We start from the raw sequence: 20,763 nt of genomic DNA, 5'->3' as shown, positions 1-20,763 counted from the left end.
GGAAATTCTTCACCAGCCTTTTCGTCTTCATCCATTCCGGATTCGCCGGCGGCGTTGGCGGGGACGGCAACCGGCTATCCTCGCCAACGCACAGGGAGAATACATCCTGGTGTTCTTGCTCTCAGCGTTGGCAACGGTTGTCTTCACCCTCGTCTTTTCGTTGTGCACTGGCGAGCAGGGCACGGTTTGATTGAAGCAAGGACGGGGTGAACGGATGAAGACGGTGCTTTGCTACGGCGATTCGCTGACCTGGGGTTACGATGCCGAGGGTGGCCGCCATGCGCTGCAGGATCGCTGGCCAAGCGTGCTGCAGGCCGGGCTTGGCGGTGGCGTCCAGGTCATCGCCGATGGCCTCAATGGCCGCACCACGGCCTTCGACGATCATCTGGCTGGAGCCGATCGCAACGGCGCGCGGCTGCTGCCGACGGTGCTGACGACACACGCGCCGATCGACCTGATCGTCATCATGCTCGGTGCCAACGACATGAAGCCGTGGATCCACGGCAATCCGGTCGCGGCCAAGCAAGGCATCCAGCGGCTGATCGACATCGTGCGCGGCCATGACTATCCGTTCGATTGGCCGGCGCCGCAGATACTCATTATGTCGCCACCCGTTGTAAGCCGCACCGAAAATGCCGACTTCAAGGAAATGTTTGCCGGCGGCGATGAGGCATCGAAGCAGCTCGCCCCACAATATGGGGCGCTCGCCGACGAGGTTGGCTGCGGCTTCTTCGATGCCGGCACGGTGGCGCAAACCACACCGCTCGATGGCGTCCATCTCGACGCCGAAAACACGCGAAACATCGGCAAGGCGCTGACACCGGTCGTGCGCGTCATGCTGGAATTGTGATTGAAGGAGAAAAATCGTGGCTGAGAACTACGACGTCATCATCATCGGCTCCGGCCCGGGCGGCTATGTCACGGCGGTGCGTTCCGCCCAGCTTGGTTTCAAGACGGCGATCGTCGAGCGCGAGCATCTCGGCGGCATCTGCCTCAACTGGGGCTGCATTCCGACCAAGGCGCTGCTGCGCTCGGCCGAGATCATGCACTATTCCGATCATCTGAAGGATTACGGCCTGAAGCTCGACGGCAAGGTCAGCGTCGACACATCGGCCGTTGTCGACCGGTCGCGCAAAGTCTCGCTGCGGCTCAATGGCGGCGTTGCCTTCCTGATGAAGAAGAACAAGGTCGACGTCATCTGGGGCGAAGCCAAGCTGTCGAAGCCCGGTGAGGTCGTCGTCTCCAAGACCGCCAAGAAGCCGATGGAGCCGCAGCCGCCTGTGCCGAAGGGCGTCAAGGGCGAGGGCACCTACACCGCCAAGCACATCATCCTGGCGACCGGTGCGCGGCCGCGCGCACTGCCTGGCATCGAGCCGGACGGCAAGCTGATCTGGACCTATTTTGAAGCCATGGTGCCGAAGGAGATGCCGAAATCGCTGCTGGTGATGGGCTCGGGCGCCATCGGCATCGAATTCGCTTCCTTCTACCGCACCATGGGTGCCGACGTGACGGTCGTCGAATTGTTGCCGGCGGTGATGCCGGTCGAGGATGCCGAAGTCTCGAAATTCGCGCAAAAGCAGTTCGAGAAGCAAGGCATGAAGATCATCCTCGAGGCCAAGGTGACCAAGGTCGAGAAGGGTGCCAACTCGGTCACCGCGCATGTCGAGATGAAGGACGGCAAGGTCGAGAAGATCACCGCCGACCGCATGATTTCGGCCGTCGGCGTGCAAGGCAACATCGAGAATCTCGGCCTTGAAGCCCTTGGGGTGAAGACCGATCGCGGCTGCGTCGTCGTCGACGGCTACGGCAAGACCAATGTACCCGGCATCTACGCCATCGGCGATGTCGCCGGCCCGCCCATGCTTGCCCACAAGGCCGAGCATGAAGGCGTCGTATGTGTCGAGAAGATCGCCAATTTCCCTGGCGTGCATGCCATCGACAAGCTCAAGATCCCCGGCTGCACCTACTGCAATCCGCAGGTCGCTTCCGTCGGATTGACGGAAGCCAAGGCCAAGGCCGAAGGCAAGGATATCCGCGTCGGCCGCTTCCAGTTCGCCGCCAACGGCAAGGCGATCGCGCTGGGCGAGGACCAGGGCTTCATCAAGACCATCTTCGACAAGAAGACCGGTCAGCTGCTCGGCGCCCATATGGTCGGCGCCGAAGTGACCGAACTGATCCAGGGGTTTGTCGTGGCTATGAACCTCGAAACGACCGAGGAAGAACTGATGCACACCATCTTCCCGCATCCGACGCTGTCGGAGATGATGAAGGAAAGCGTGCTCGACGCCTATGGCCGCGCATTGAACGCATGATAGATTCGCCACAAGAGACTCAGCCGCGAAAGCCGCAGGATCTCTTCGGCAGCGTAGTTCGTTTCCGGATGCATTTTTACGTGCGCAAGGAGAAGGCAAATGCACTTGAACGGCGTGGGTTGGATCGCAGCCATCATCATCGGCGGCCTGGCAGGCTGGCTCGCCGAAATGGTCATGAAGAGCAACACCGGCATTTTCATGAACATTATCATGGGCATCGTCGGCGCGGTGGTGCTGAACGCAATCCTGCAGGCTCTCAATATCGGCGTGTTCGGCGTCGGCTGGACCGCCTATCTGATCACCGGCTTCATCGGTGCCTGCCTGCTGATCTGGGTCGGACGCCTGGTGCGCCGTTAAAGGCATATCGTTGCGGCTATGCGAAAACGGTTGTAGCGGCATGCGCCGCTGCAGCCTTTTTCTTTGTGCCGAAAAGTCCTAGATGACGTAAAAGTGACGATCGCCGACGGGCGATCGCGAGAAAAGCCAGGGTTCAGATGGTCACTGTCCTCGACACGATCGCCAACGCGCCGCGGTTGCGGCACCCCGAGAAGGCGCACAAGCCCGACCAGGAAGTTTTGCGCAAGCCGGATTGGATCCGCGTCAAGGCGCCGGTCTCGAAGGGCTATGCCGAGACGCGCGAGATCGTCAAATCCCACAAGCTGGTGACGGTCTGCGAAGAGGCTGGGTGCCCCAACATTGGCGAATGCTGGGAAAAGAAGCACGCCACCTTCATGATCATGGGCGAGATCTGCACCCGCGCCTGTGCCTTCTGCAATGTCGCCACCGGCATTCCAACCGCGCTCGACCCGGATGAGCCTGCCCGCGTCGCGCATGCCGTCAAGCAGATGGGGCTCAGCCACGTCGTCATCACCTCGGTCGACCGTGACGATCTCGCCGATGGCGGCGCGCAGCACTTCGCCGACGTTATCCGGGCCATCCGCGCGGCGACGCCGTCGACCACGATCGAAATCCTGACGCCCGATTTCCTGCGCAAGGACGGTGCGCTCGAGATCGTCGTGGCGGCCAGGCCCGACGTTTTCAACCACAATCTTGAAACCGTGCCGTCCAACTATCTGAAGGTCCGGCCGGGCGCGCGCTATTTCCACTCGATCAGGCTGTTGCAGCGGGTCAAGGAACTCGATCCGTCGATCTTCACCAAGTCCGGCATCATGGTCGGGCTGGGCGAGGAGCGGAATGAAATCCTGCAGCTGATGGACGATCTGCGTTCGGCCAATGTCGACTTCATGACCATCGGCCAATATCTGCAGCCGTCGAAAAAGCACCACCCGGTAATCCGCTTCGTCACCCCGGAGGAATTCAAATCCTTTGAGACGATCGGCCGGACCAAGGGTTTTCTGCTGGTGGCATCGAGCCCGCTGACGCGTTCATCGCACCACGCCGGCGACGATTTCGCCCGGCTGCGCGCGGCGCGGGAAGCGCAGCTCCAGAAATCGCTCTGATGCATGTCGCCCAAAGTGACCTCGGTTTGGGAGAACGACATGCATAAAAACGAAGATTCTGAAGCGTGTCGCATGAATCCGTTTCGACGCGACCCGCTCTAGAGCCGTTCATGCCGAAATTCGAAGCCACCCGCCGCGTTACCCATACGCCGCAGCAGATGTTCGCGCTGGTTGCCGATGTCGAGGCCTATCCGCAATTCCTGCCGCTTTGCGAAGCGCTGACGGTGCGCTCGCGCAAGGAGCGTGATGGGCGTACCGTTCTCGTCGCCGACATGAGCATCGGCTACAAGGCCATCCGCGAAACCTTCACGACGCAGGTGCTGCTGAAGCCCGACGAGAACGCCATCGACGTGAAGTACATCGACGGCCCGTTCAAATATCTGAGCAATGTCTGGCGCTTCGAGCCCGATGGAGCCGGCTGTGCCGTCCGCTTCTTCATCGACTATGAGTTCAAGAGCCGCATCCTGGGCGCGGTGATGGGCACCATGTTCGACCGCGCCTTTCGCATGTTCGCCGAGGCTTTCGAAAAGCGCGCCGACGCCGTCTATGGGGTTGCGCCGTCGGCCTGATGCTGGCCAAGCGCTCGCAGACCCAACTCCAAGGCGTGCCTGACCGTTTCGCGGCGGATGAAAGCACGGCCCTTGTCGGCGAACAGCTGGCGTTCGGCGGTCACCGTTTGGCCAGCAAGGCCGACGCTAAACCAGACCAGGCCGACGGGTTTTTCCGCCGAACCGCCGCCGGGCCCGGCGATCCCGGTAACCGCCAGGGTCAACCCTGCGCGCGAGCGGGAAAGCGCACCGGCCGCCATCTCGATCGCTGTCTCGCGGGAAACCGCGCCATGCGCGTCGAGCGTGGCGGCGGAAACGCCAAGCATGTCCATCTTGGCTTCGTTGGAATAGGTGATGAAGCCGCGATCGACCACGGCGGAGGAGCCTGCAATGTCGGTCAGCGCGGCAATGATCATGCCGCCGGTGCAGCTTTCCGCCGTCGCCACCATGATGCCGCGCTCGCGGCAGGCCTCGAACAGGGCAATTGCCAGCTCACCGTTGTTCATTCCGGCACCTCGCCGGGAAAGACCACGCTGGCGGTGGCAATCGCCGCAATGCCTTCCTCGCGGCCGACGAAGCCGAGTTTTTCGTTGGTCGTCGCCTTGATCGAGATGCGGTCGGCGGAAATCCCCAGCATCCGCGAAAGGGCCGATGTCATCGTCTCGCGGTGCGGGCCAACGCGCGGCGCTTCGCAGATCAGCGTGATATCGGCATTGGCGATGCGTCCGCCGCGCTCGCGCACCACTTTCGCCGCATGTTCGACGAATATCCGGGACGCGGCACCCTTCCACTGAGGATCGGACGGCGGAAAATGCGTGCCGATGTCGCCGGCGCCGCAGGTCGCCAGCAGCGCATCGGTCAAGGCGTGCAGGCCGACATCGGCGTCGGAATGGCCGGACAATTTCTTGTCGTGCGGAATGGCGACGCCGCACAGGGTCACGTGATCGCCAGGCTCGAAGGCATGGACATCATAGCCGTTGCCGGTGCGGATGTCGGGGAAGTGCGTTCGTTCGCTGGAAAGTCGCTGGTGCGCCATGGCGATGTCCCGTGCCCAGGTGAGTTTGACATTGTCCGGCGAGCCCGGAACGAGCTTGACCGGAATATGCGCCCATTCGGCGATGGCCGCGTCATCGGTGAAATCGAGCTTGCCCAGCTGATGGGCCTTGTCGTGCGCGGCAAGGATCGGCCCGTAGGGAAAACCTTGCGGTGTTTGCGCCGCGTGCAGCCCGCTGCGGGAAACGGTTTCCGCGACGACGCCGGATGTCGACTCGCGCTTCAGCGTGTCGGCGACGGGCAGGGCAGGCAACGCCCCCTCGTATTCGCCGATGGCGGCGATGGTGCGGTCGATCAAGTCCGCGTCGACGAAAGGGCGGACCGCATCGTGAATCAGGACATGGTCCGGCGCGTGGCCCTTCAGCGCCAGCAGCCCGAGCCGAACGGACTCCTGCCTGGTCGGCCCGCCAATGACGGCGATGACACGCTGGGCCTGGGCGCCCGCCGCTTGCCGGAACAGTTCGTGATCGTCGGCGTGGATGGCGACGACGATCTGACCGGTTCGTGGATGGGCAAGAAACATCTCCAGCGTATGCGCAATGACGGCGCGGTCGCCGATGTTCTGGTACTGCTTGGGTCCGTTGGCCTGCCCGGCACGAGCGCCGCGGCCGGCGGCGACGATCACCACCGCAACCCCACCTGTCGCGCCCGAGTTCTCACTTCCGTCAGTCATGGCGATTGGCTTAGCGCACGATCCCCAAAAGTGTAATTGGTTTTCCGAAAAGATCGTGCGTCAAATATGAATTCCAAAGTGTCCCCCGACGCATCCTCAAGGACGCAGGGCGCCTGGGGTAGCGACAAAACCGAAGGCCGGCATTTTCCCAATTGCGCCTTAATGTGGCGTCATTCCGCGTTGCACATTGCGGCGGTTCTGGCTAGAGAATGTGCAACGAATGGATGTGCTTGGTTTTTGTGCATGGTTAACCTGACCAAATTGGCCGCGCCTCTCGACGTCGGCGGCGTGGAAATCCGCAATCGCGTGTTCCTCGCGCCGATGTCGGGCATTACAGACGAGCCTTTCCGGCAGCGCGCCCATGGCCATGGCGCCGGCCTTGTCGTGTCCGAAATGGTGGCAAGTGGCGAACTTGCCAAGGGCAGGGCCGGCTTCGACCTGCGCATACGACATTCCGGCCTGCCCGTCCATATGGTGCAGCTTGCGGGCCGCGAGGCGGTCCATATGGCCGAAGGCGCGCGGATCGCCGCCGGCGAGGGCGCCGACATCATCGACATCAACATGGGCTGCCCGGCCAAGAAGGTTACCGGCGGCTATGCCGGTTCGGCATTGATGCTCGACCTTGATCATGCGCTGTCGCTGATCGAGGCCGTGGTCGGCGCGGTCAAGGTGCCGGTGACCGTCAAGATGCGGCTGGGCTGGGACGAAGGTGCGCTCAATGCGCCCGTCCTTGCGCGCCGTGCCGAGGAGGCGGGCGTCAGCATGGTGACGGTGCACGGTCGCACGCGCTGCCAGTTCTATCAGGGCAAGGCCGACTGGCGTGCCATCGCCCGCGTCAAGGAAGCGGTGTCGATTCCCGTGGTTGCCAACGGTGACGTCTGCTCCCCGGCCGAAGCGGCCACCATTCTCGAGCAATCCGGCGCCGATGCTGTGATGGTCGGCCGCGCGCATTACGGCGCGCCCTGGACCGCCGGTGGCATCGCAGCCGCGGCGGCAGGTGAAACGGCGGTCAACGTACCGCAGGACCCCGCGGCATTGGCCGACTATATCGTCGCCCACTACGAGGACATGCTGACGCTTTATGGTGTCGAGAGCGGCTTGCGGCAGGCGCGCAAGCATCTGGGCTGGTATCTCGATCGCCATGCCGTTGGCGTTGCCGACGACGACCGGAAAGCCATCCTGACCACGTTCGAGCCGGCCCGCGTCATTGCCTTGCTGCGAAATGTCTTCTCGCGCGATCCGCAACCCTTGATCCTGAGGAGCGCCGCATGAACGCCACCGCAGGCCAGGTCGCTGAAATGGCGGATGCCGCCCAGATCGTTCTCAACACCATCCGGCGTCCGGTGATCATGATCAGCGAGGAGGGGTTTATCACCTTCGCCAACGCCGATGCCGAGGACTTCTTTCGCTCCAGCGCGACCATGCTGTCGCGCAACACGCTGTCCAAGCTGATCCCCTTCGGCAGTCCGCTGCTGACCCTTGTCGATCAGGTGCGCGAGCGCCGGGCTCCGGTCAACGAGTATCGCGTCGATGTGTCGTCGCCACGCCTCGGCATCGAGAAGGTCGTCGATCTCTATGTCGCGCCGGTGCCGGAATTCCCGGGCTCCGTCGTGGTCATGTTCCAGGAACGCTCGATGGCCGACAAGATCGACCGGCAGATGACGCATCGTGGTGCGGCGCGCTCGGTGACCGGCCTGGCGGCGATGCTTGCCCATGAGATCAAAAACCCGCTCTCCGGCATCCGCGGTGCCGCCCAGTTACTCGAACTGTCCGCCTCCGATGAAGATCGCGCGCTGACCCGGCTGATCACCGACGAGACGGACCGTATCGTGTCGCTGGTCGATCGCATGGAGGTGTTTTCCGACGAGCGGCCGATCGACCGTTACCCCGTCAACATCCATGTCGTGCTCGACCACGTCAAGGCGATCGCCAAGAACGGTTTTGCAAAGAAAATCAGGATATTGGAGGACTATGATCCATCATTGCCTCCGGTATTCGCCAACCGCGACCAGCTGATCCAGGTGTTCCTGAACCTGGTCAAGAACGCCGCTGAGGCGATCGGCAGCGACCCGCATGGGGAGATCGTGCTGTCCACCGCCTTCCGGCCGGGCATCCGCGTTTCGGTTCCGGGCACGCAGGACCGCGTATCGCTGCCGCTGGAATTCTGCGTGCGCGACAATGGCTCCGGCGTATCGGAGGACATCCTGCCGATCCTGTTCGATCCCTTCATCACCACCAAGCCGAACGGCTCGGGGCTGGGGCTGGCGCTCGTCGCCAAGATCGTCGGCGAGCATGGCGGCATCATCGAATGCGACTCGACCCCGCGCGGAACCACCTTCCGCATCCTGATGCCGGCCTGGAAGGAAACGCCATTCGGTGCCGATGAAGACGGCGAAGGAGACCGCAAATGACCGCCCGCGGCAATATTCTCGTCGCCGATGACGATGCGGCGATCCGCACCGTGCTCAATCAGGCCCTCTCTCGCGTCGGCCATGAGGTGCGCGTGACCTCCAACGCCTCGACCTTGTGGCGCTGGGTGGCGGCGGGTGAGGGCGACCTCGTCATCACCGACGTGGTGATGCCGGACGAAAACGCGTTCGACATGCTGCCGCGCATCAAGAAGGCGCGGCCGGAGCTGCCCGTCATCGTCATGAGCGCCCAGAACACGTTCATGACGGCGATTCGCGCATCCGAAACCGGCGCCTACGAATATCTGCCAAAGCCGTTCGACCTGACCGAGCTCCTCAACATCGTCAACCGGGCGCTGTCGGAGCCAAGACGGCCGAAGATCGATGCGCGGCCGGATGAGCAGCCTGAAACGATGCCGCTGGTCGGCCGTTCGGCGGCCATGCAGGACATCTACCGCATGCTGGCGCGCATGATGCAGACCGACCTGACGGTGATGATCTCGGGTGAGTCCGGCACCGGCAAGGAACTGGTGGCGCGTGCGCTGCATGAGTATGGCCGCCGTCGCGGCGGCCCGTTCGTTGCCATCAACATGGCGGCGATCCCGCGCGACCTGATCGAATCGGAGCTGTTCGGGCACGAGAAGGGCGCTTTCACCGGCGCCCAGAACCGCTCCACCGGCCGTTTCGAGCAAGCCGAGGGCGGCACGCTGTTCCTCGACGAGATCGGCGACATGCCGATGGAGGCGCAGACGCGCCTGCTGCGCGTCCTCCAGCAGGGCGAATACACAACGGTCGGCGGCCGTACGCCGATCAAGACCGACGTGCGCATTGTCGCGGCCACCAACAAGGATCTGCGCACCCTGATCAACCAGGGACTGTTCCGCGAGGATCTGTTCTACCGCCTCAACGTCGTGCCGCTGAGACTGCCGGCATTGCGCGAGCGGTCGGAGGACGTGCCAGACCTCGTGCGCCACTTCTTCAAGCTTGGCGAGATGGAGGGGCTGCAGACCAAGCGCATCTCCTCCGGCGGCATTGAACTGATGAAGCGTTACCCATGGCCAGGCAACGTGCGCGAACTGGAAAACCTCGTTCGCCGGCTGGCCGCCCTCTATTCGCAGGACGAGATTTCCGCCGAGATCATCGAGGCGGAGCTCAAGACCGGGGAACGGCCCGTGGTCCCCGGCGGTGGAAACCTCATCCCCGACGACCTCTCCATCGGCCAGGCGGTTGAGCATTTCCTGCAGCGCTATTTCGCCTCGTTTGCCGGCGAATTGCCGCCTGCCGGGCTCTATCAGCGCATCCTGTCCGAAGTCGAATATCCGCTGGTCCTGGCCTCGATGACGGCGACTCGCGGCAACCAGATCAAGGCGGCGGAGCTGCTGGGCCTGAACCGTAACACGCTGCGCAAGAAGATTCGCGAACTCGGCGTCAATGTCTATAAATCGTCGCGGCCAGCCTGAGCGCTGATCCGATCCCGCTCTTTTCAGGGGACCGCGAGGCGAAAGATTTCCGCCATTGTCACACTTGTTGCATAATCGCCACAATGCGTTGCATAGATCGGACGCAATCATTGGCTCCAAGACGGCGACATGGCTCCGCAGGCACCTGTACTCAACCAACCGCTCTTCAGCGAACCCGGCGCGCGCGATAGGCGCCGCTTGCTGGCGCTGCCCGGCGTGGTGGCGGTTGTCGGCGCGCTGGTCATGGCGGCCATCTCCTTCACCATCCTGGTCGGCGCGACGCCGATCGCGCCTGACGCCAGGACGACCTGGGCGCTGATCGCGCTCAACGCCGCTTTCGTGCTCTTCCTCAGTGCCCTGGTCGGACGCGAGGTGCATCGCATCGTGATGGCGCGCCGGCACGGCAAGGCGGCCTCGCGGCTGCATGTGCGCATCGTTGCGATGTTCGCGCTGGTTGCCGCCATTCCCGCCATCATGGTGGCGATCATCGCCTCGATCACGCTCGATATCGGCCTCGACCGCTGGTTCGAGATTCGCACAAAGACGATCGTCAATTCCTCGCTGTCGATCGCCGATGCCTATGTCCAGGAAAACGCCCGCAATCTGCAAGGCACCACGCTGTCGATGGCCTATGATCTCGATGCGTCGCGCACGCTCTACGGCCTTGACCGGACAGGCTTTCTCGACCTCCTCAACAAGGAGGCGGTAGGCCGGTCGCTGGCCCACGCGGCGCTGATCAAGCCCGACGGCTCATTCGTCATGAGCGCCCAGACCGATGCCGATTTCGCCATGCCGGAACCGCCTGAAGGCTCAGTCAGCAGCGCCACCGACGGCAGACCGGTGCTGATAGAACCGCGCACCCGCAACATCATGGGCGCCATCGTCAAGCTGCGTGAGATCGAGGGCCTCTATCTCTACACCATCCGATTGGTCGATCCCGAGGTGATCAAGGCGCGGCAGATCGTCAGGTCCAACACGGACGAGTACCGCAATCTCGAAGACAACAGGCGCACCTCGCAAGTGGCCTTCGCGTTGCCCTATCTGTCGCTGACCCTGATCATCATCCTGTCGGCGATCTGGACCGGCATTGCCGTCGCCGACCGTCTTGTGCGGCCGATTCGCCAGCTCATCGGTGCCGCCGACGAGGTAGCCACAGGCAATCTCGACGTCGCTGTCCCCGTCAGGCCTTCCGATGGCGATGTCGCCTCGCTCGGCGACACCTTCAACAAGATGCTGCTCGAGCTCAAATCGCAACGCAACGAGATCCTGTCGGCAAAGGACCTGATCGACGAGCGGCGGCGCTTTTCCGAAGCCGTGCTTGCCGGTGTCACCGCCGGCGTCATCGGCGTCGATCCCTATGGCATCATCACCATCGTCAACCGTTCGGCCGAATCGATGCTGGCCATTTCCGCCAATGCCGCGCTCGGGCAGAACCTTTCCGCCATCCTGCCGCATGTCGGCCGCGTCTTCGAGATCGGCCGCCAGTCGGGCAAGCCTGTCTACCGCGAGCAGGTGACGTTCTTCCGCGCCGGCACCGAGCGCACCTTCAACGTGCAGATCACCATCGAGGCCGGTGACGACGGCTCGGAGGAGAAATCCTACGTCGTGACGGTCGACGATATTACCGATCTGGTCCAGGCACAGCGTTCTTCCGCCTGGGCCGACGTGGCGCGCCGCATCGCCCACGAGATCAAGAACCCGCTGACGCCGATCCAGCTTTCGGCCGAACGCATCAAGCGCCGTTACGGCAAGGTCATCACCGAGGACCGCGAGGTTTTCGACCAATGCACCGACACCATCATACGGCAGGTCGAGGATATTGGCCGCATGGTCGACGAATTCTCCGCCTTCGCGCGCATGCCCAAGCCGGAGATGAAGGCCATCGATCTGCGCGAATCGCTGCGCGAGGCTTCGTTCCTGGTCGAAGTCAGCCGCGCCGACATCACCTTCGAGCGGATATTTGGCAACGAACCGCTCAAGGGTACGTTCGACAGCCGCCTTCTGGCGCAGGCTTTCGGCAATGTGATCAAGAACGCCGCCGAAGCGATCGATGGACTGGAACAGAAGGATGGTTCGCACGGCATAATCCGGATTCAAGCCGGACGTCAGAATGGCGCGATTCGAATCGACGTCATCGACAATGGCAAAGGCCTGCCGCGGGAGAATCGCCAACGGCTGCTCGAGCCCTATATGACCACACGAGAGAAGGGCACCGGGCTTGGTCTCGCTATCGTCAAGAAGATCGTGGAGGACCATGGCGGCAGGCTGGAACTTCATGATGCACCTGCGGACTTCCATGGCGGGCGCGGCGCGATGATCAGCATCATTCTGCCGCCCGCGGCCGCCACGCCGCCGCGCGGTGAGGCCAAAACGGAACACGAAAGAGAAACTGAAAAGGTCGGTAATGGCGTCTGATATTCTCATCGTCGATGACGAGGAAGACATCCGCGAGCTCGTCGCAGGCATCCTGAGCGACGAAGGTCACGAAACCCGCACGGCGTTCGACGCCGACAGCGCGCTGGCTGCCATAGCCGATCGTGCGCCGAGGTTGATTTTCCTCGACATCTGGCTGCAGGGCTCGCGTCTGGACGGGTTGGCGCTGCTGGACGAGATCAAGACCATGCACCCCACCTTGCCGGTGGTGATGATCTCCGGCCACGGAAACATCGAAACGGCGGTCTCCGCCATCCGTCGCGGCGCCTACGATTTCATCGAGAAGCCTTTCAAGGCCGACAGGCTGATCCTCATTGCCGAGCGGGCGCTGGAAACCTCGAAACTGCGGCGCGAGGTCTCCGACCTCAAGCAGCGCAGCGGCGAGACCTTCGACCTGATCGGCATGTCGTCGGCGATGAGCCAGCTGCGCCAGACCATCGAGCGCGTCGCGCCGACCAACAGCCGTGTCATGATCATCGGTCCGTCCGGCTCGGGCAAGGAACTGGCGGCGCGCGCCATCCACACGCTGTCGGCGCGCAAGGGCGCGCCGTTCGTGACGCTGAGCGCCGCCAACATAACGCCGGAGCGCATGGAGATCGAACTGTTCGGCACCGAATCGAACGGTGTCGAGCGTAAGGTCGGCGCGCTGGAGGAGGCCCATCGCGGCATCCTCTACATCGATGAAGTGGCCGACATGCCGCGCGAGACGCAGAACAAGATCCTGCGCGTTCTGGTCGAGCAGCAGTTCGAGCGGGTTGGGGGCACCAAACGGGTCAAGGTCGACGTCCGCATTATCTCCTCGACCTCGCAGAACCTGGAAGCCATGATCGCCGACGGCCGTTTCCGCGAGGATCTCTATCATCGCCTGGCGGTGGTTCCCGTGATGGTGCCGGGACTGGCCGAGCGGCGCGAGGATATTCCCTATCTCGTCGACAATTTCATGAAGCAGATCGCCCGCCAGGCCGGTATCAAGCCGCGTCGCATCGGCGACGACGCGCTGGCCGTGCTGCAGGCGCACAACTGGCCGGGGAACGTGCGCCAGCTGCGCAACAATGTCGAGCGCCTGATGATCCTGGCGCGGGGCGACGACGTCGATGCGCCGATCACCGCGGATCTTCTGCCGTCCGAGATCGGCGATGTCATGCCGCGCACGCCGAATCAGTCCGACCAGCACATCATGGCGCTGCCGCTGCGCGAGGCGCGTGAACAGTTCGAGAAGGACTATCTCATCGCCCAGATCAACCGCTTTGGCGGCAACATCTCGAAGACGGCCGAGTTCATCGGCATGGAACGCTCGGCCCTGCACCGCAAGCTGAAGTCGCTGGGCGTCTGACAGGCGCGATGTCTGTTCAGCCACGCCTGGGCCAAGCATTTGCCGGTTACGGTCAAGGCGGAATCGCATAAGAAAGCCCGAGAGTTCTCCAGGGGTCGCCAATGCCGCGCATTGCCTATGTCAACGGGCGCTACGTCGCTCACGCGGATGCTTCCGTGCATATCGAGGATCGCGGCTATCAATTCGCCGACGGTGTCTATGAGGTCTGCGAAGTGGCGCGCGGCTTCATCGTCGACATGCCGCGCCACCTCGCTCGGCTGAACCGCTCGCTGACCGAACTCTCGATCGCCTGGCCGGTCGCGCGCAACGTGCTGCCGCTCATCCTGCGCGAAGTGGTCAACCGCAACCATGTCGCCAACGGTCTGGTCTATGTCCAGGTGACGCGCGGTGTCGCAAGCCGTGACTTTGTCTTCCCGTCGGCGGACACCAAGCCGTCCCTGGTCGTGACAGCCAAGAAGGCCGACCCCGCCGCCGGCACAAAGCGAGCCGAAACAGGTATCGCGGTCATCACCGTGCCCGAGAACCGCTGGGACCGGGTTGACATCAAGAGCGTCGGACTGCTGCCCAACGTATTGGCCAAGCAGAAGGCCAAGGAAGCGGGGGCCCAGGAGGCATGGTTCGTCGACACCGACGGCAACGTCAAGGAAGGCGGGTCGTCGAATGCCTGGATCGTGACCAGGGACGGCGTCCTGGTCACCAGGCCGGCCGATCATGGCATCCTGCGCGGCATCACCCGCACGACCATGCTTGAGGTGGCGGCAAAGCTCGGCCTGAAGATCGAGGAGCGCGGTTTTTCCGTTGCCGAGGCCAAGACGGCGCGCGAGGCTTTCATCAGTTCCGCGACCACGATTGCCATGCCGGTCGTATCGATCGACGGCGATCCGGTCGCCAATGGACATCCCGGCTCAATAACACTTTCGTTGCGGCAAGCCTTTTTTGACGTTGCGGAAAAAAGTCCAGCCTGATAACCGCACAGGTGGAATGAACATCAATATATCTCGTTCTGCTTGTCGTTACTGACGACAAGACGGTGTTTGCGCGCTTGACATGTGCCCGACAATTTGGCGCATTGGCTAGCAAACCGAAGGGGATCGGCGAAAGACAAGAACAATGGCGGAACGATCGCAAAACCTTCAGGACCTGTTCCTGAATTCAGTTCGCAAGAGCAAGAACCCGCTCACCATCTTCCTCATCAACGGCGTGAAGCTGACCGGCGTGGTCACTTCGTTCGACAATTTTTGTGTGCTGCTGCGCCGCGACGGTCACTCCCAGCTCGTCTACAAGCACGCTATTTCCACGATCATGCCGAGCCAGCCGGTTCAGATGTTCGATGGCGAGGAAAGCCAGGGCGCCTGATTGGCACGTGAGAAAGACGCGGACGCTACGGTTCGCGGAAAACCAGCGCATCATCCCGGGACGGAAGCCAAGGGGCCGACCCGGGCTGTCGTCATTGTACCTGTGCTTACCCGCCAGCCGCGCGGCGACGACGATACCAACCGTCCTCGGTTGACGCGGTCGGCTGAAGCCCGCCACGACGAGGCGGTCGGCCTTGCCCGGGCCATCAATCTCGACCCCGTCCATACGGCTGTCGTGACCGTCAACGACCCACGCCCCGCGACCTTGCTCGGCAGCGGCAAGGTCGAAGAGTTCGCCGAGATCGTCAAGGAGAAGGACGCGGAGCTGGTCATCGTCGACCATCCCCTGACCCCGGTGCAGCAGCGCAATCTTGAGAAAGAGCTGCATGCCAAGGTGCTCGACCGCACCGGGTTGATCCTCGAGATCTTCGGCGAGCGCGCCCGCACCAAGGAAGGCACGCTGCAGGTCGAACTTGCCCATCTCAACTACCAGAAAGGCCGCCTTGTCCGCAGCTGGACCCACCTTGAACGTCAGCGCGGCGGTGCCGGCTTCCTCGGCGGCCCCGGCGAAACCCAGATCGAATCAGACCGGCGGCAGTTGCAGGAAAAGATCATCAAGCTGAAGCACGAGCTGGAAACGGTTCGTCGTACCCGCGACCTGCACCGCGCCAAGCGCAAGAAGGTGCCTTTCCCGGTGGTGGCGATCGTCGGCTACACCAATGCCGGCAAGTCGACACTGTTCAACAGGCTGACCGGAGCGGATGTACTGGCGCAGGACATGCTGTTCGCCACGCTCGACCCGACGCTGCGCCGCGTTCGCCTGCCGCATGGCACGCCGATTATCCTGTCGGACACGGTCGGTTTCATCTCGGACCTGCCGACGCATCTGATCGCGGCTTTTCGCGCGACGCTGGAAGAGGTGGTCGAGGCCGATCTCGTCATCCATCTGCGCGATATCTCCGATCCCGACACGGCCGCACAGGCAGAGGATGTAGAGCGCATCCTGGCCGACCTCGGCGTCGACGCCAGTGATACCAAGCGTGTGATCGAGGTCTGGAACAAGGTCGATCTGCTGGACGAAGGCAACAGGAGCCGGCTGCTCGCCGATGCCGCCGGCGGCGGCAAGGGGCCGCCAATCGCCGTGTCAGCGGTGACCGGCGAGGGCATCGACGCGCTGAAGGCGCTCATCGAGACGCGAATGGCGGGAGAGCTCGAAGACCTGACGGTGACGATCGAGCCGGCGCAGTTCGGTCTTGTCGATTGGCTTTACCGCAATGGCGATGTCGTTTCGCGTACCGACAATGACGACGGGAGCGCCACCATCTCGCTCAAGGCCACCCAAAGCGCGCGCGAAGAGATCGAGAGCCGATTGCGTCGTAAAAACAACGGGTAGCCCAGAGAAATTCCAGGAAAGCATGCAGCGCTTTCCGTCCGGGGTTGCCGGTTGACAGGCCTACTTCGCGCGCTTCGCTTCCTGCCAGAGCGCTTCCATCTCGGCCAGGGTGGCCCTTTCAAGCGTATTGCCCGACTTTTCCAGGGCCTGCTCGACATAATGGAAGCGTGAGCGGAATTTTTCATTCGTGCCGCTCAGCGCCGCTTCCGAATCGAGCTTGAGATGCCGTCCGAGATTGACGACGGCGAACAGCATGTCGCCGAACTCGTCCTGGATCGCGGCCACCTCGCCCTTGGCCAGCGCCTCGCGCAACTCGCCGATCTCTTCCTCGATCTTGTCTAGGATGGGTGCCGCCTCGCTCCAGTCGAAGCCGACACGGGCAGCTTTCTCCTGGAGTTTCAACGCCCGCGTCAAAGCGGGCAGGGCGACCGGAACGCTGTCCAGGAACCCCTTGCCATTGTCCTCCGGGTCGAGGCCGCGCGCGAGGCGTGCTTGTCGCTTCTCCGCCTTCTCCTGTGCCTTGATCTTTTCCCACATGCCCTTGGCCATGCCGGCGCTGCGGGCCTTCTCGTCGCCGAAGACATGCGGGTGGCGACGGATCATTTTCGTCGTGATCGCCTGGACCACATCCGGGAAGGCGAATTCACCGGCTTCCTCGGCCATTTGCGCATGATAAACGACCTGCAGCAGGAGATCGCCGAGCTCGTCGCGCAGGTCATCGAGATCACCACGGGCGATGGCATCCGCCACCTCATAGGCTTCCTCGATCGTGTAGGGGGCGATAGTCGAGAAATCCTGCTCGATGTCCCATGGACAGCCTGTCTTCGGCGCGCGCAGCGCCGCCATGATCTCGATCAGGCGCGAAATGTCTTTCGATGGCGTCATGCCGCGATGCTATCCTGCGGCCCGACGCGCGGCCAATGTTGTCAGCCGGCGAGAGCGCCTTGTCCACAGCTGAGCCGCTTCAGTCGAGTACGGAGACGATGGCCTTGGCTAGGTCATCCATGCCGTCCTCGGGTAAACCCGCGACATTGATGCGGCTGTCGCCGACCATGTAGACGCCATGTTCGGTGCGCAGCCGCTCGACCTGCTCCTCCGTGAGGCCAAGTCGCGAGAACATGCCGCGATGGCTGGCAACGAAGTCGAAGCGGTCGGAGTTGGATTGCCGGCGCAATGCCTCGGCGAACTGCACGCGAAGCCGAAGCATGCGCAGGCGCATCTCTTCCAGCTCGGCTTCCCAGTCGGCACGCAAGGTGGCGTCTTCCAGGACGATACGCACGGCCGCCGCACCATGGTCCGGCGGCATCGAATACATGGCGCGCGCCGCCGACAGCATCTGGCTCATCGCCACATCGGCCTGCGCGCCATCCCTGGCCAAGACCATCGCCGCGCCGACACGGTCGCGGTAGACGGCGAAATTCTTCGAGCAGCTGGAGGCGACGACCATTTCCGGCACTTTCGCCGCCAGCAGGCGCAAGCCGAGGGCATCGGCCTCGAGGCCGTCGCCAAAGCCCTGATAGGCGATGTCGACGAACGGCAGCAGACCGCGCTCGACGACGAGAGCGGTGACGGCCTCCCACTGCGACGCATCGAGGTTGGCGCCGGTCGGGTTGTGGCAGCAGCCATGCAGCAGCACCACGTCGCCGCTCTTGGCCGTGCGCAACGCCGCCAGCATGTCGTCGAAACGAACCGCGCCCGAGGCCGCATCGAAATAGGGGTATTCACGGATCTGCAGGCCGGCGGCACGCATCACCGGCATGTGGTTCGGCCAGGTCGGGTCCGACAGCCAGACGGTGGCATCCGAACGCGTCCGCTTCAGCAACTCCGCCACCAGGCGCAGGGCGCCGGAGCCACCAGGCGCCTGTGCCGCCCGGATGCGCGTCATGTCCGCGCCTTGGCCGAAGGCGAGCTTCGCCATCACCGCGTTGAAGCCGACATCACCGGCCAACCCAAGATAGGTCTTGGTGTCCTGGCTGTTCAGCAGCCGCTTTTCGGCCTCGCGCACGGCGCGCATCACCGACGTCTTGCCGTCGCGATCCTTGTAGACGCCAACGCCGAGGTCGACCTTGTTGGGGCGTGGGTCGGCGCGATAAAGGCCGATCAGGGCCAGGATCTTGTCGGCGGGAGCTGGCTGCAGGTCTTCAAACATCACTATGGTTCCGTTGGCGCGGCGGAGTGATACGCAAATCGAGCGTGATGCACCAGCGGTTTTAGTTATGCGAAACAGAGGGAGGCACCCAAGAGTGTGGCCTTTCGATCGAAACGATAGCCGCTATTCTAATCGCTGCGTATGCGCCGCTTCGAAAGCGGCTTAGGGATGACTGGTTTCATGCTCGTAAGGCTGACGATGATCTGCAACGGCGCCACGGCCGCGACACGCCTGGGGGCGTTCCCATCGGACGAGCCGCTGGAGCCGCGATCGCTGACGCTGGCGAAGGCCATGCGCGGGACCTTGCGCCGTGCCGACCGCGTGTGGACGGCGCCCGCGCTTCGCGCTCGGCAGACCGCCGAGGCGCTGGGGTTGGAGGTATCGGCCGAACCGCTTTTGGCGGACCAGGATCATGGAAGCTGGGCCGGCAAGAGATTTGAGGAGGTGCAGGCGGAGCAGCCAGAGGATATCGCTGCTTGGCTCGCAGACCCAAATGCAGCGCCGCACGGCGGCGAGTCGCTGGCCGACGTTGCCCATCGGGCCTCCGACTTGATGAACCGGCTAATCGCCGAGCGTGGCCATACGATCGCGCTGACCCATGCCAGCGTCATTCGCACAGCGATCCTGCATGTTCTTGGTGCCCCGCTTGCCGCCAGCTGGAAGATCGACATCGAGCCGCTGAGCATCACCGATTTTCGCAGCGACGGCCGCAGATGGGTGTTGCGCGCCTGCGGCGTGACCATGCCCAAACCGGCAAAACCACTTCGCCCCTGAGAGCCGGGCGGGCGAAGGGGCGCAAATGCGGACCTCCGAAGAGCCCATCGAAGAAAAATGGCCAGGTCGGGATTAAAATCCCCACATGCTCCGTAAACAGGGCATGAAACGGTCGATGCCACGCTTTGACATCATAGGACAGCTCGGATCACTGCGGCGCTACGCGCAGTCGCTGACGCGCGACAGTGTGGATGCCGAGGATCTTGTGCATGATGCGCTGGTGCGCGCCTATGAGCGACGCGGCACTTTCCGCTCCGGCGGAAACCTGCGGGCGTGGCTGCTCTCGATCGTCCACAACGCCTTTGTCGACCGCATGCGCTCGCGCCGCTCGGAAGCGGCGCGCATCGAACAGGCAGGATACCTCGCCGACGCCGCCACGCCAGCGCCGCAGGAGCATTCGGTACGCCTGGCGCAGGTGCGGGAAGCCTTTTTCAACCTGCCGGAAGAGCAGCGTTCGGCGCTGCATCTGGTCGCCATCGAAGGGCTTTCCTATCAGCAGGCGGCCAATGCCACGGGCGTGCCGCTGGGCACACTGATGTCGCGCATCGGCAGGGCGCGCGCCGCCTTGCGCCAGATGGAAGATGCCGCCCCGGGGCGCGGCAAGAATCATCTCAGGATCGTGGGAGGTGAGCAATGACCGCTCTTGTCGACCCCGTTACGGACACCGACCTCGACGCCTATGTCGACGAGCAGCTGGACGTCGCCCGCCGCATCGAGGTGGAAGCCTTCCTGTCCACGCGTCCGGAGGCTGCCGCACGCGTGATGTCGGATCTGCGGACCCGCGACGAACTGCGCGTGGCGCTCGCCGGCTCCAAGGGCATGGCGCGGCCGGCGACCGCTGACGCGGCGCGGCGTCTGGAGAGGGGGCTTGCCCGCGGCCGCATCTTCGGCGTGTTGCAGCGCGCTGCCGCCGTTGCCGCCTTCGTTGCCGCCGGCTGGCTGGCGAACGGTATCATTGGCCCGATGTCCGTGACCAAGGTCGTCGCTTCGCCGCAGCCGCCCGCTTATGTCGACGAGGCGGTGCGGGCGCACAGGACGACGCTGGTGCGCGAAGCCATGCCCTCGCAGCCGGAAGCGCCCAATTACAACGCCGGAGAGATCCGCGCCGCCACGGCGATCGTCATGCCGTCGCTGCCAAAGGACTGGAAGGTGCGCGACGTGCAGATCTATCCGTCGCGCTTCGGCCCGAGCGTCGAGATGGCTGTCGACACCAAGGATATGGGCCTGGTGTCGCTGTTTGCCATCCGGCCGGGAACCTTCGACGTGGTCAAGCCGACCGTCGCGCCCTCGGGCGATATTTCCTCGGCCTATTTTCAGATCGGCGAGGTTGCCTACGCGGTGGTCGCGAAGAGTGGAGTTCATGACCTCGACCGCGCCGCCGAGACGCTCGCCAGAACACTTTACTGACCGAT

At 63.3% G+C, this 20,763-nt stretch carries 20 protein-coding genes; 16 read left to right on the top strand and 4 right to left on the bottom strand.

The genetic code is table 11. The features are described from left to right. Window positions 1-214 precede the first annotated feature (214 nt). The 5 genes from AC07SZ_RS27880 (at window position 215) to AC07SZ_RS27860 (ending at window position 4,341) form a co-directional block, all read left to right on the top strand. Complete coding sequence (locus AC07SZ_RS27880; protein ID WP_494916778.1) at window positions 215-850, top strand: SGNH/GDSL hydrolase family protein; 636 nt, start codon at window positions 215-217, stop codon at window positions 848-850. 16 nt (window positions 851-866) lie between these two features. Beyond that, window positions 867-2,312: a dihydrolipoyl dehydrogenase gene (gene lpdA, locus AC07SZ_RS27875; RefSeq protein WP_494916776.1), complete on the top strand. Its 1,446-nt coding sequence runs from the start codon at window positions 867-869 to the stop codon at window positions 2,310-2,312. Between the two features lie 99 nt (window positions 2,313-2,411). Further along, window positions 2,412-2,669, top strand: coding sequence for a GlsB/YeaQ/YmgE family stress response membrane protein (locus AC07SZ_RS27870; RefSeq protein WP_027142753.1), 258 nt, complete (start codon window positions 2,412-2,414; stop codon window positions 2,667-2,669). A 137-nt stretch (window positions 2,670-2,806) separates the two neighbouring features. Next, on the top strand, window positions 2,807-3,772 hold the full coding sequence (gene lipA / locus AC07SZ_RS27865) for a lipoyl synthase (RefSeq protein WP_056577389.1): 966 nt from the start codon (window positions 2,807-2,809) through the stop codon (window positions 3,770-3,772). 110 nt (window positions 3,773-3,882) lie between these two features. Then, window positions 3,883-4,341: a type II toxin-antitoxin system RatA family toxin gene (locus AC07SZ_RS27860; RefSeq protein ID WP_056577387.1), complete on the top strand. Its 459-nt coding sequence runs from the start codon at window positions 3,883-3,885 to the stop codon at window positions 4,339-4,341. Here AC07SZ_RS27860 and AC07SZ_RS27855 read toward each other — a convergent pair. Together AC07SZ_RS27855 and AC07SZ_RS27850 are read right to left on the bottom strand one after the other, a co-directional pair. Beyond that, window positions 4,317-4,826: a CinA family protein gene (locus AC07SZ_RS27855; RefSeq protein WP_056577384.1), complete on the bottom strand. Its 510-nt coding sequence runs from the start codon at window positions 4,824-4,826 to the stop codon at window positions 4,317-4,319. The two genes, AC07SZ_RS27860 and AC07SZ_RS27855, sit on opposite strands and share 25 nt — an antisense overlap. Then, window positions 4,823-6,046, bottom strand: a complete 1,224-nt coding sequence (locus AC07SZ_RS27850) for a bifunctional 2-C-methyl-D-erythritol 4-phosphate cytidylyltransferase/2-C-methyl-D-erythritol 2,4-cyclodiphosphate synthase (RefSeq protein WP_494916773.1) — start codon at window positions 6,044-6,046, stop codon at window positions 4,823-4,825. Before AC07SZ_RS27850 ends, AC07SZ_RS27855 begins: the two co-directional genes overlap by 4 nt. Window positions 6,047-6,289: 243 nt before the next feature. On the opposite strand from AC07SZ_RS27850, the gene dusB reads away from it, so the two are divergent. From dusB to hflX, 8 genes are all read left to right on the top strand, one after another. After that, on the top strand, window positions 6,290-7,318 hold the full coding sequence (gene dusB / locus AC07SZ_RS27845; RefSeq protein ID WP_494916771.1) for a tRNA dihydrouridine synthase DusB: 1,029 nt from the start codon (window positions 6,290-6,292) through the stop codon (window positions 7,316-7,318). Beyond that, on the top strand, window positions 7,315-8,457 hold the full coding sequence (locus tag AC07SZ_RS27840; RefSeq protein WP_494916769.1) for a two-component system sensor histidine kinase NtrB: 1,143 nt from the start codon (window positions 7,315-7,317) through the stop codon (window positions 8,455-8,457). The genes dusB and AC07SZ_RS27840 overlap by 4 nt, the downstream gene beginning before the upstream one ends. Continuing rightward, window positions 8,454-9,914 carry a nitrogen regulation protein NR(I) gene (gene ntrC, locus AC07SZ_RS27835; protein ID WP_172373901.1) on the top strand — a complete coding sequence of 487 codons (1,461 nt, stop codon included), beginning with the start codon at window positions 8,454-8,456 and terminating at the stop codon, window positions 9,912-9,914. Before AC07SZ_RS27840 ends, ntrC begins: the two co-directional genes overlap by 4 nt. A 129-nt stretch (window positions 9,915-10,043) precedes the next feature. Beyond that, window positions 10,044-12,329 (top strand): sensor histidine kinase NtrY-like, encoded by a 2,286-nt coding sequence (locus tag AC07SZ_RS27830; RefSeq protein WP_056577371.1) that lies wholly within the window; start codon window positions 10,044-10,046, stop codon window positions 12,327-12,329. Next, window positions 12,319-13,680, top strand: coding sequence for a nitrogen assimilation response regulator NtrX (ntrX, locus tag AC07SZ_RS27825; protein WP_010909346.1), 1,362 nt, complete (start codon window positions 12,319-12,321; stop codon window positions 13,678-13,680). The genes AC07SZ_RS27830 and ntrX overlap by 11 nt, the downstream gene beginning before the upstream one ends. Window positions 13,681-13,781: 101 nt before the next feature. Continuing rightward, window positions 13,782-14,645 carry a D-amino-acid transaminase gene (locus AC07SZ_RS27820; RefSeq protein ID WP_494916766.1) on the top strand — a complete coding sequence of 288 codons (864 nt, stop codon included), beginning with the start codon at window positions 13,782-13,784 and terminating at the stop codon, window positions 14,643-14,645. Window positions 14,646-14,790: 145 nt separating this feature from the next. Continuing rightward, window positions 14,791-15,036, top strand: coding sequence for an RNA chaperone Hfq (gene hfq, locus AC07SZ_RS27815; RefSeq protein WP_006202172.1), 246 nt, complete (start codon window positions 14,791-14,793; stop codon window positions 15,034-15,036). Next, window positions 15,037-16,428 carry a GTPase HflX gene (hflX, locus tag AC07SZ_RS27810; protein WP_056577365.1) on the top strand — a complete coding sequence of 464 codons (1,392 nt, stop codon included), beginning with the start codon at window positions 15,037-15,039 and terminating at the stop codon, window positions 16,426-16,428. It begins immediately after the preceding gene. Window positions 16,429-16,488: 60 nt separating this feature from the next. Here hflX and mazG read toward each other — a convergent pair whose 3' ends face one another. Both mazG and AC07SZ_RS27800 read right to left on the bottom strand, forming a co-directional pair. Next, window positions 16,489-17,313, bottom strand: a complete 825-nt coding sequence (mazG, locus tag AC07SZ_RS27805; protein WP_056577361.1) for a nucleoside triphosphate pyrophosphohydrolase — start codon at window positions 17,311-17,313, stop codon at window positions 16,489-16,491. 79 nt (window positions 17,314-17,392) lie between these two features. Continuing rightward, the gene (locus AC07SZ_RS27800) at window positions 17,393-18,577 is read right to left on the bottom strand and encodes an amino acid aminotransferase (RefSeq protein WP_494916763.1); all 1,185 of its coding nucleotides are present in this window, start codon (window positions 18,575-18,577) and stop codon (window positions 17,393-17,395) included. Between the two features lie 180 nt (window positions 18,578-18,757). Here AC07SZ_RS27800 and AC07SZ_RS27795 point away from each other — a divergent pair, with 180 nt between their 5' ends. The 3 genes from AC07SZ_RS27795 (at window position 18,758) to AC07SZ_RS27785 (ending at window position 20,758) form a co-directional block, all read left to right on the top strand. Further along, window positions 18,758-19,351 (top strand): histidine phosphatase family protein, encoded by a 594-nt coding sequence (locus AC07SZ_RS27795; protein WP_494916761.1) that lies wholly within the window; start codon window positions 18,758-18,760, stop codon window positions 19,349-19,351. Window positions 19,352-19,436: 85 nt separating this feature from the next. Continuing rightward, a complete protein-coding gene (locus AC07SZ_RS27790; RefSeq protein ID WP_172373897.1) occupies window positions 19,437-19,988 on the top strand; it encodes a sigma-70 family RNA polymerase sigma factor in 552 nt (183 codons plus the stop codon). Further along, window positions 19,985-20,758, top strand: a complete 774-nt coding sequence (locus AC07SZ_RS27785) for an anti-sigma factor family protein (protein ID WP_056577349.1) — start codon at window positions 19,985-19,987, stop codon at window positions 20,756-20,758. Before AC07SZ_RS27790 ends, AC07SZ_RS27785 begins: the two co-directional genes overlap by 4 nt. Window positions 20,759-20,763: the final 5 nt, after the last annotated feature.

The organism is Mesorhizobium sp. GW821-FHT07A06 (assembly GCF_059419085.1).
Note: the sequence above shows the minus strand (reverse complement) of the source record. Positions and strands in the feature narration are given on the sequence as shown.

Bases quoted from the DNA above. Each gene is read 5' to 3' on its own strand.
- dusB (WP_494916771.1), top strand. From the start codon at position 6,290: ATGGTTAACCTGACCAAATTGGCCGCGCCTCTCGACGTCGGCGGCGTG.
- AC07SZ_RS27820 (WP_494916766.1), top strand. From the start codon at position 13,782: ATGCCGCGCATTGCCTATGTCAACGGGCGCTACGTCGCTCACGCGGAT.
- hfq (WP_006202172.1), top strand. From the start codon at position 14,791: ATGGCGGAACGATCGCAAAACCTTCAGGACCTGTTCCTGAATTCAGTT.
- mazG (WP_056577361.1), bottom strand. From the start codon at position 17,313: ATGACGCCATCGAAAGACATTTCGCGCCTGATCGAGATCATGGCGGCG.
- AC07SZ_RS27855 (WP_056577384.1), bottom strand. From the start codon at position 4,826: ATGAACAACGGTGAGCTGGCAATTGCCCTGTTCGAGGCCTGCCGCGAG.
- AC07SZ_RS27870 (WP_027142753.1), top strand. From the start codon at position 2,412: ATGCACTTGAACGGCGTGGGTTGGATCGCAGCCATCATCATCGGCGGC.
- AC07SZ_RS27840 (WP_494916769.1), top strand. From the start codon at position 7,315: ATGAACGCCACCGCAGGCCAGGTCGCTGAAATGGCGGATGCCGCCCAG.
- AC07SZ_RS27795 (WP_494916761.1), top strand. From the start codon at position 18,758: ATGCTCGTAAGGCTGACGATGATCTGCAACGGCGCCACGGCCGCGACA.
- AC07SZ_RS27830 (WP_056577371.1), top strand. From the start codon at position 10,044: ATGGCTCCGCAGGCACCTGTACTCAACCAACCGCTCTTCAGCGAACCC.
- AC07SZ_RS27790 (WP_172373897.1), top strand. From the start codon at position 19,437: ATGCTCCGTAAACAGGGCATGAAACGGTCGATGCCACGCTTTGACATC.
- AC07SZ_RS27880 (WP_494916778.1), top strand. From the start codon at position 215: ATGAAGACGGTGCTTTGCTACGGCGATTCGCTGACCTGGGGTTACGAT.
- AC07SZ_RS27860 (WP_056577387.1), top strand. From the start codon at position 3,883: ATGCCGAAATTCGAAGCCACCCGCCGCGTTACCCATACGCCGCAGCAG.
- AC07SZ_RS27850 (WP_494916773.1), bottom strand. From the start codon at position 6,046: ATGACTGACGGAAGTGAGAACTCGGGCGCGACAGGTGGGGTTGCGGTG.
- ntrX (WP_010909346.1), top strand. From the start codon at position 12,319: ATGGCGTCTGATATTCTCATCGTCGATGACGAGGAAGACATCCGCGAG.
- AC07SZ_RS27800 (WP_494916763.1), bottom strand. From the start codon at position 18,577: ATGTTTGAAGACCTGCAGCCAGCTCCCGCCGACAAGATCCTGGCCCTG.
- AC07SZ_RS27785 (WP_056577349.1), top strand. From the start codon at position 19,985: ATGACCGCTCTTGTCGACCCCGTTACGGACACCGACCTCGACGCCTAT.
- ntrC (WP_172373901.1), top strand. From the start codon at position 8,454: ATGACCGCCCGCGGCAATATTCTCGTCGCCGATGACGATGCGGCGATC.
- lipA (WP_056577389.1), top strand. From the start codon at position 2,807: ATGGTCACTGTCCTCGACACGATCGCCAACGCGCCGCGGTTGCGGCAC.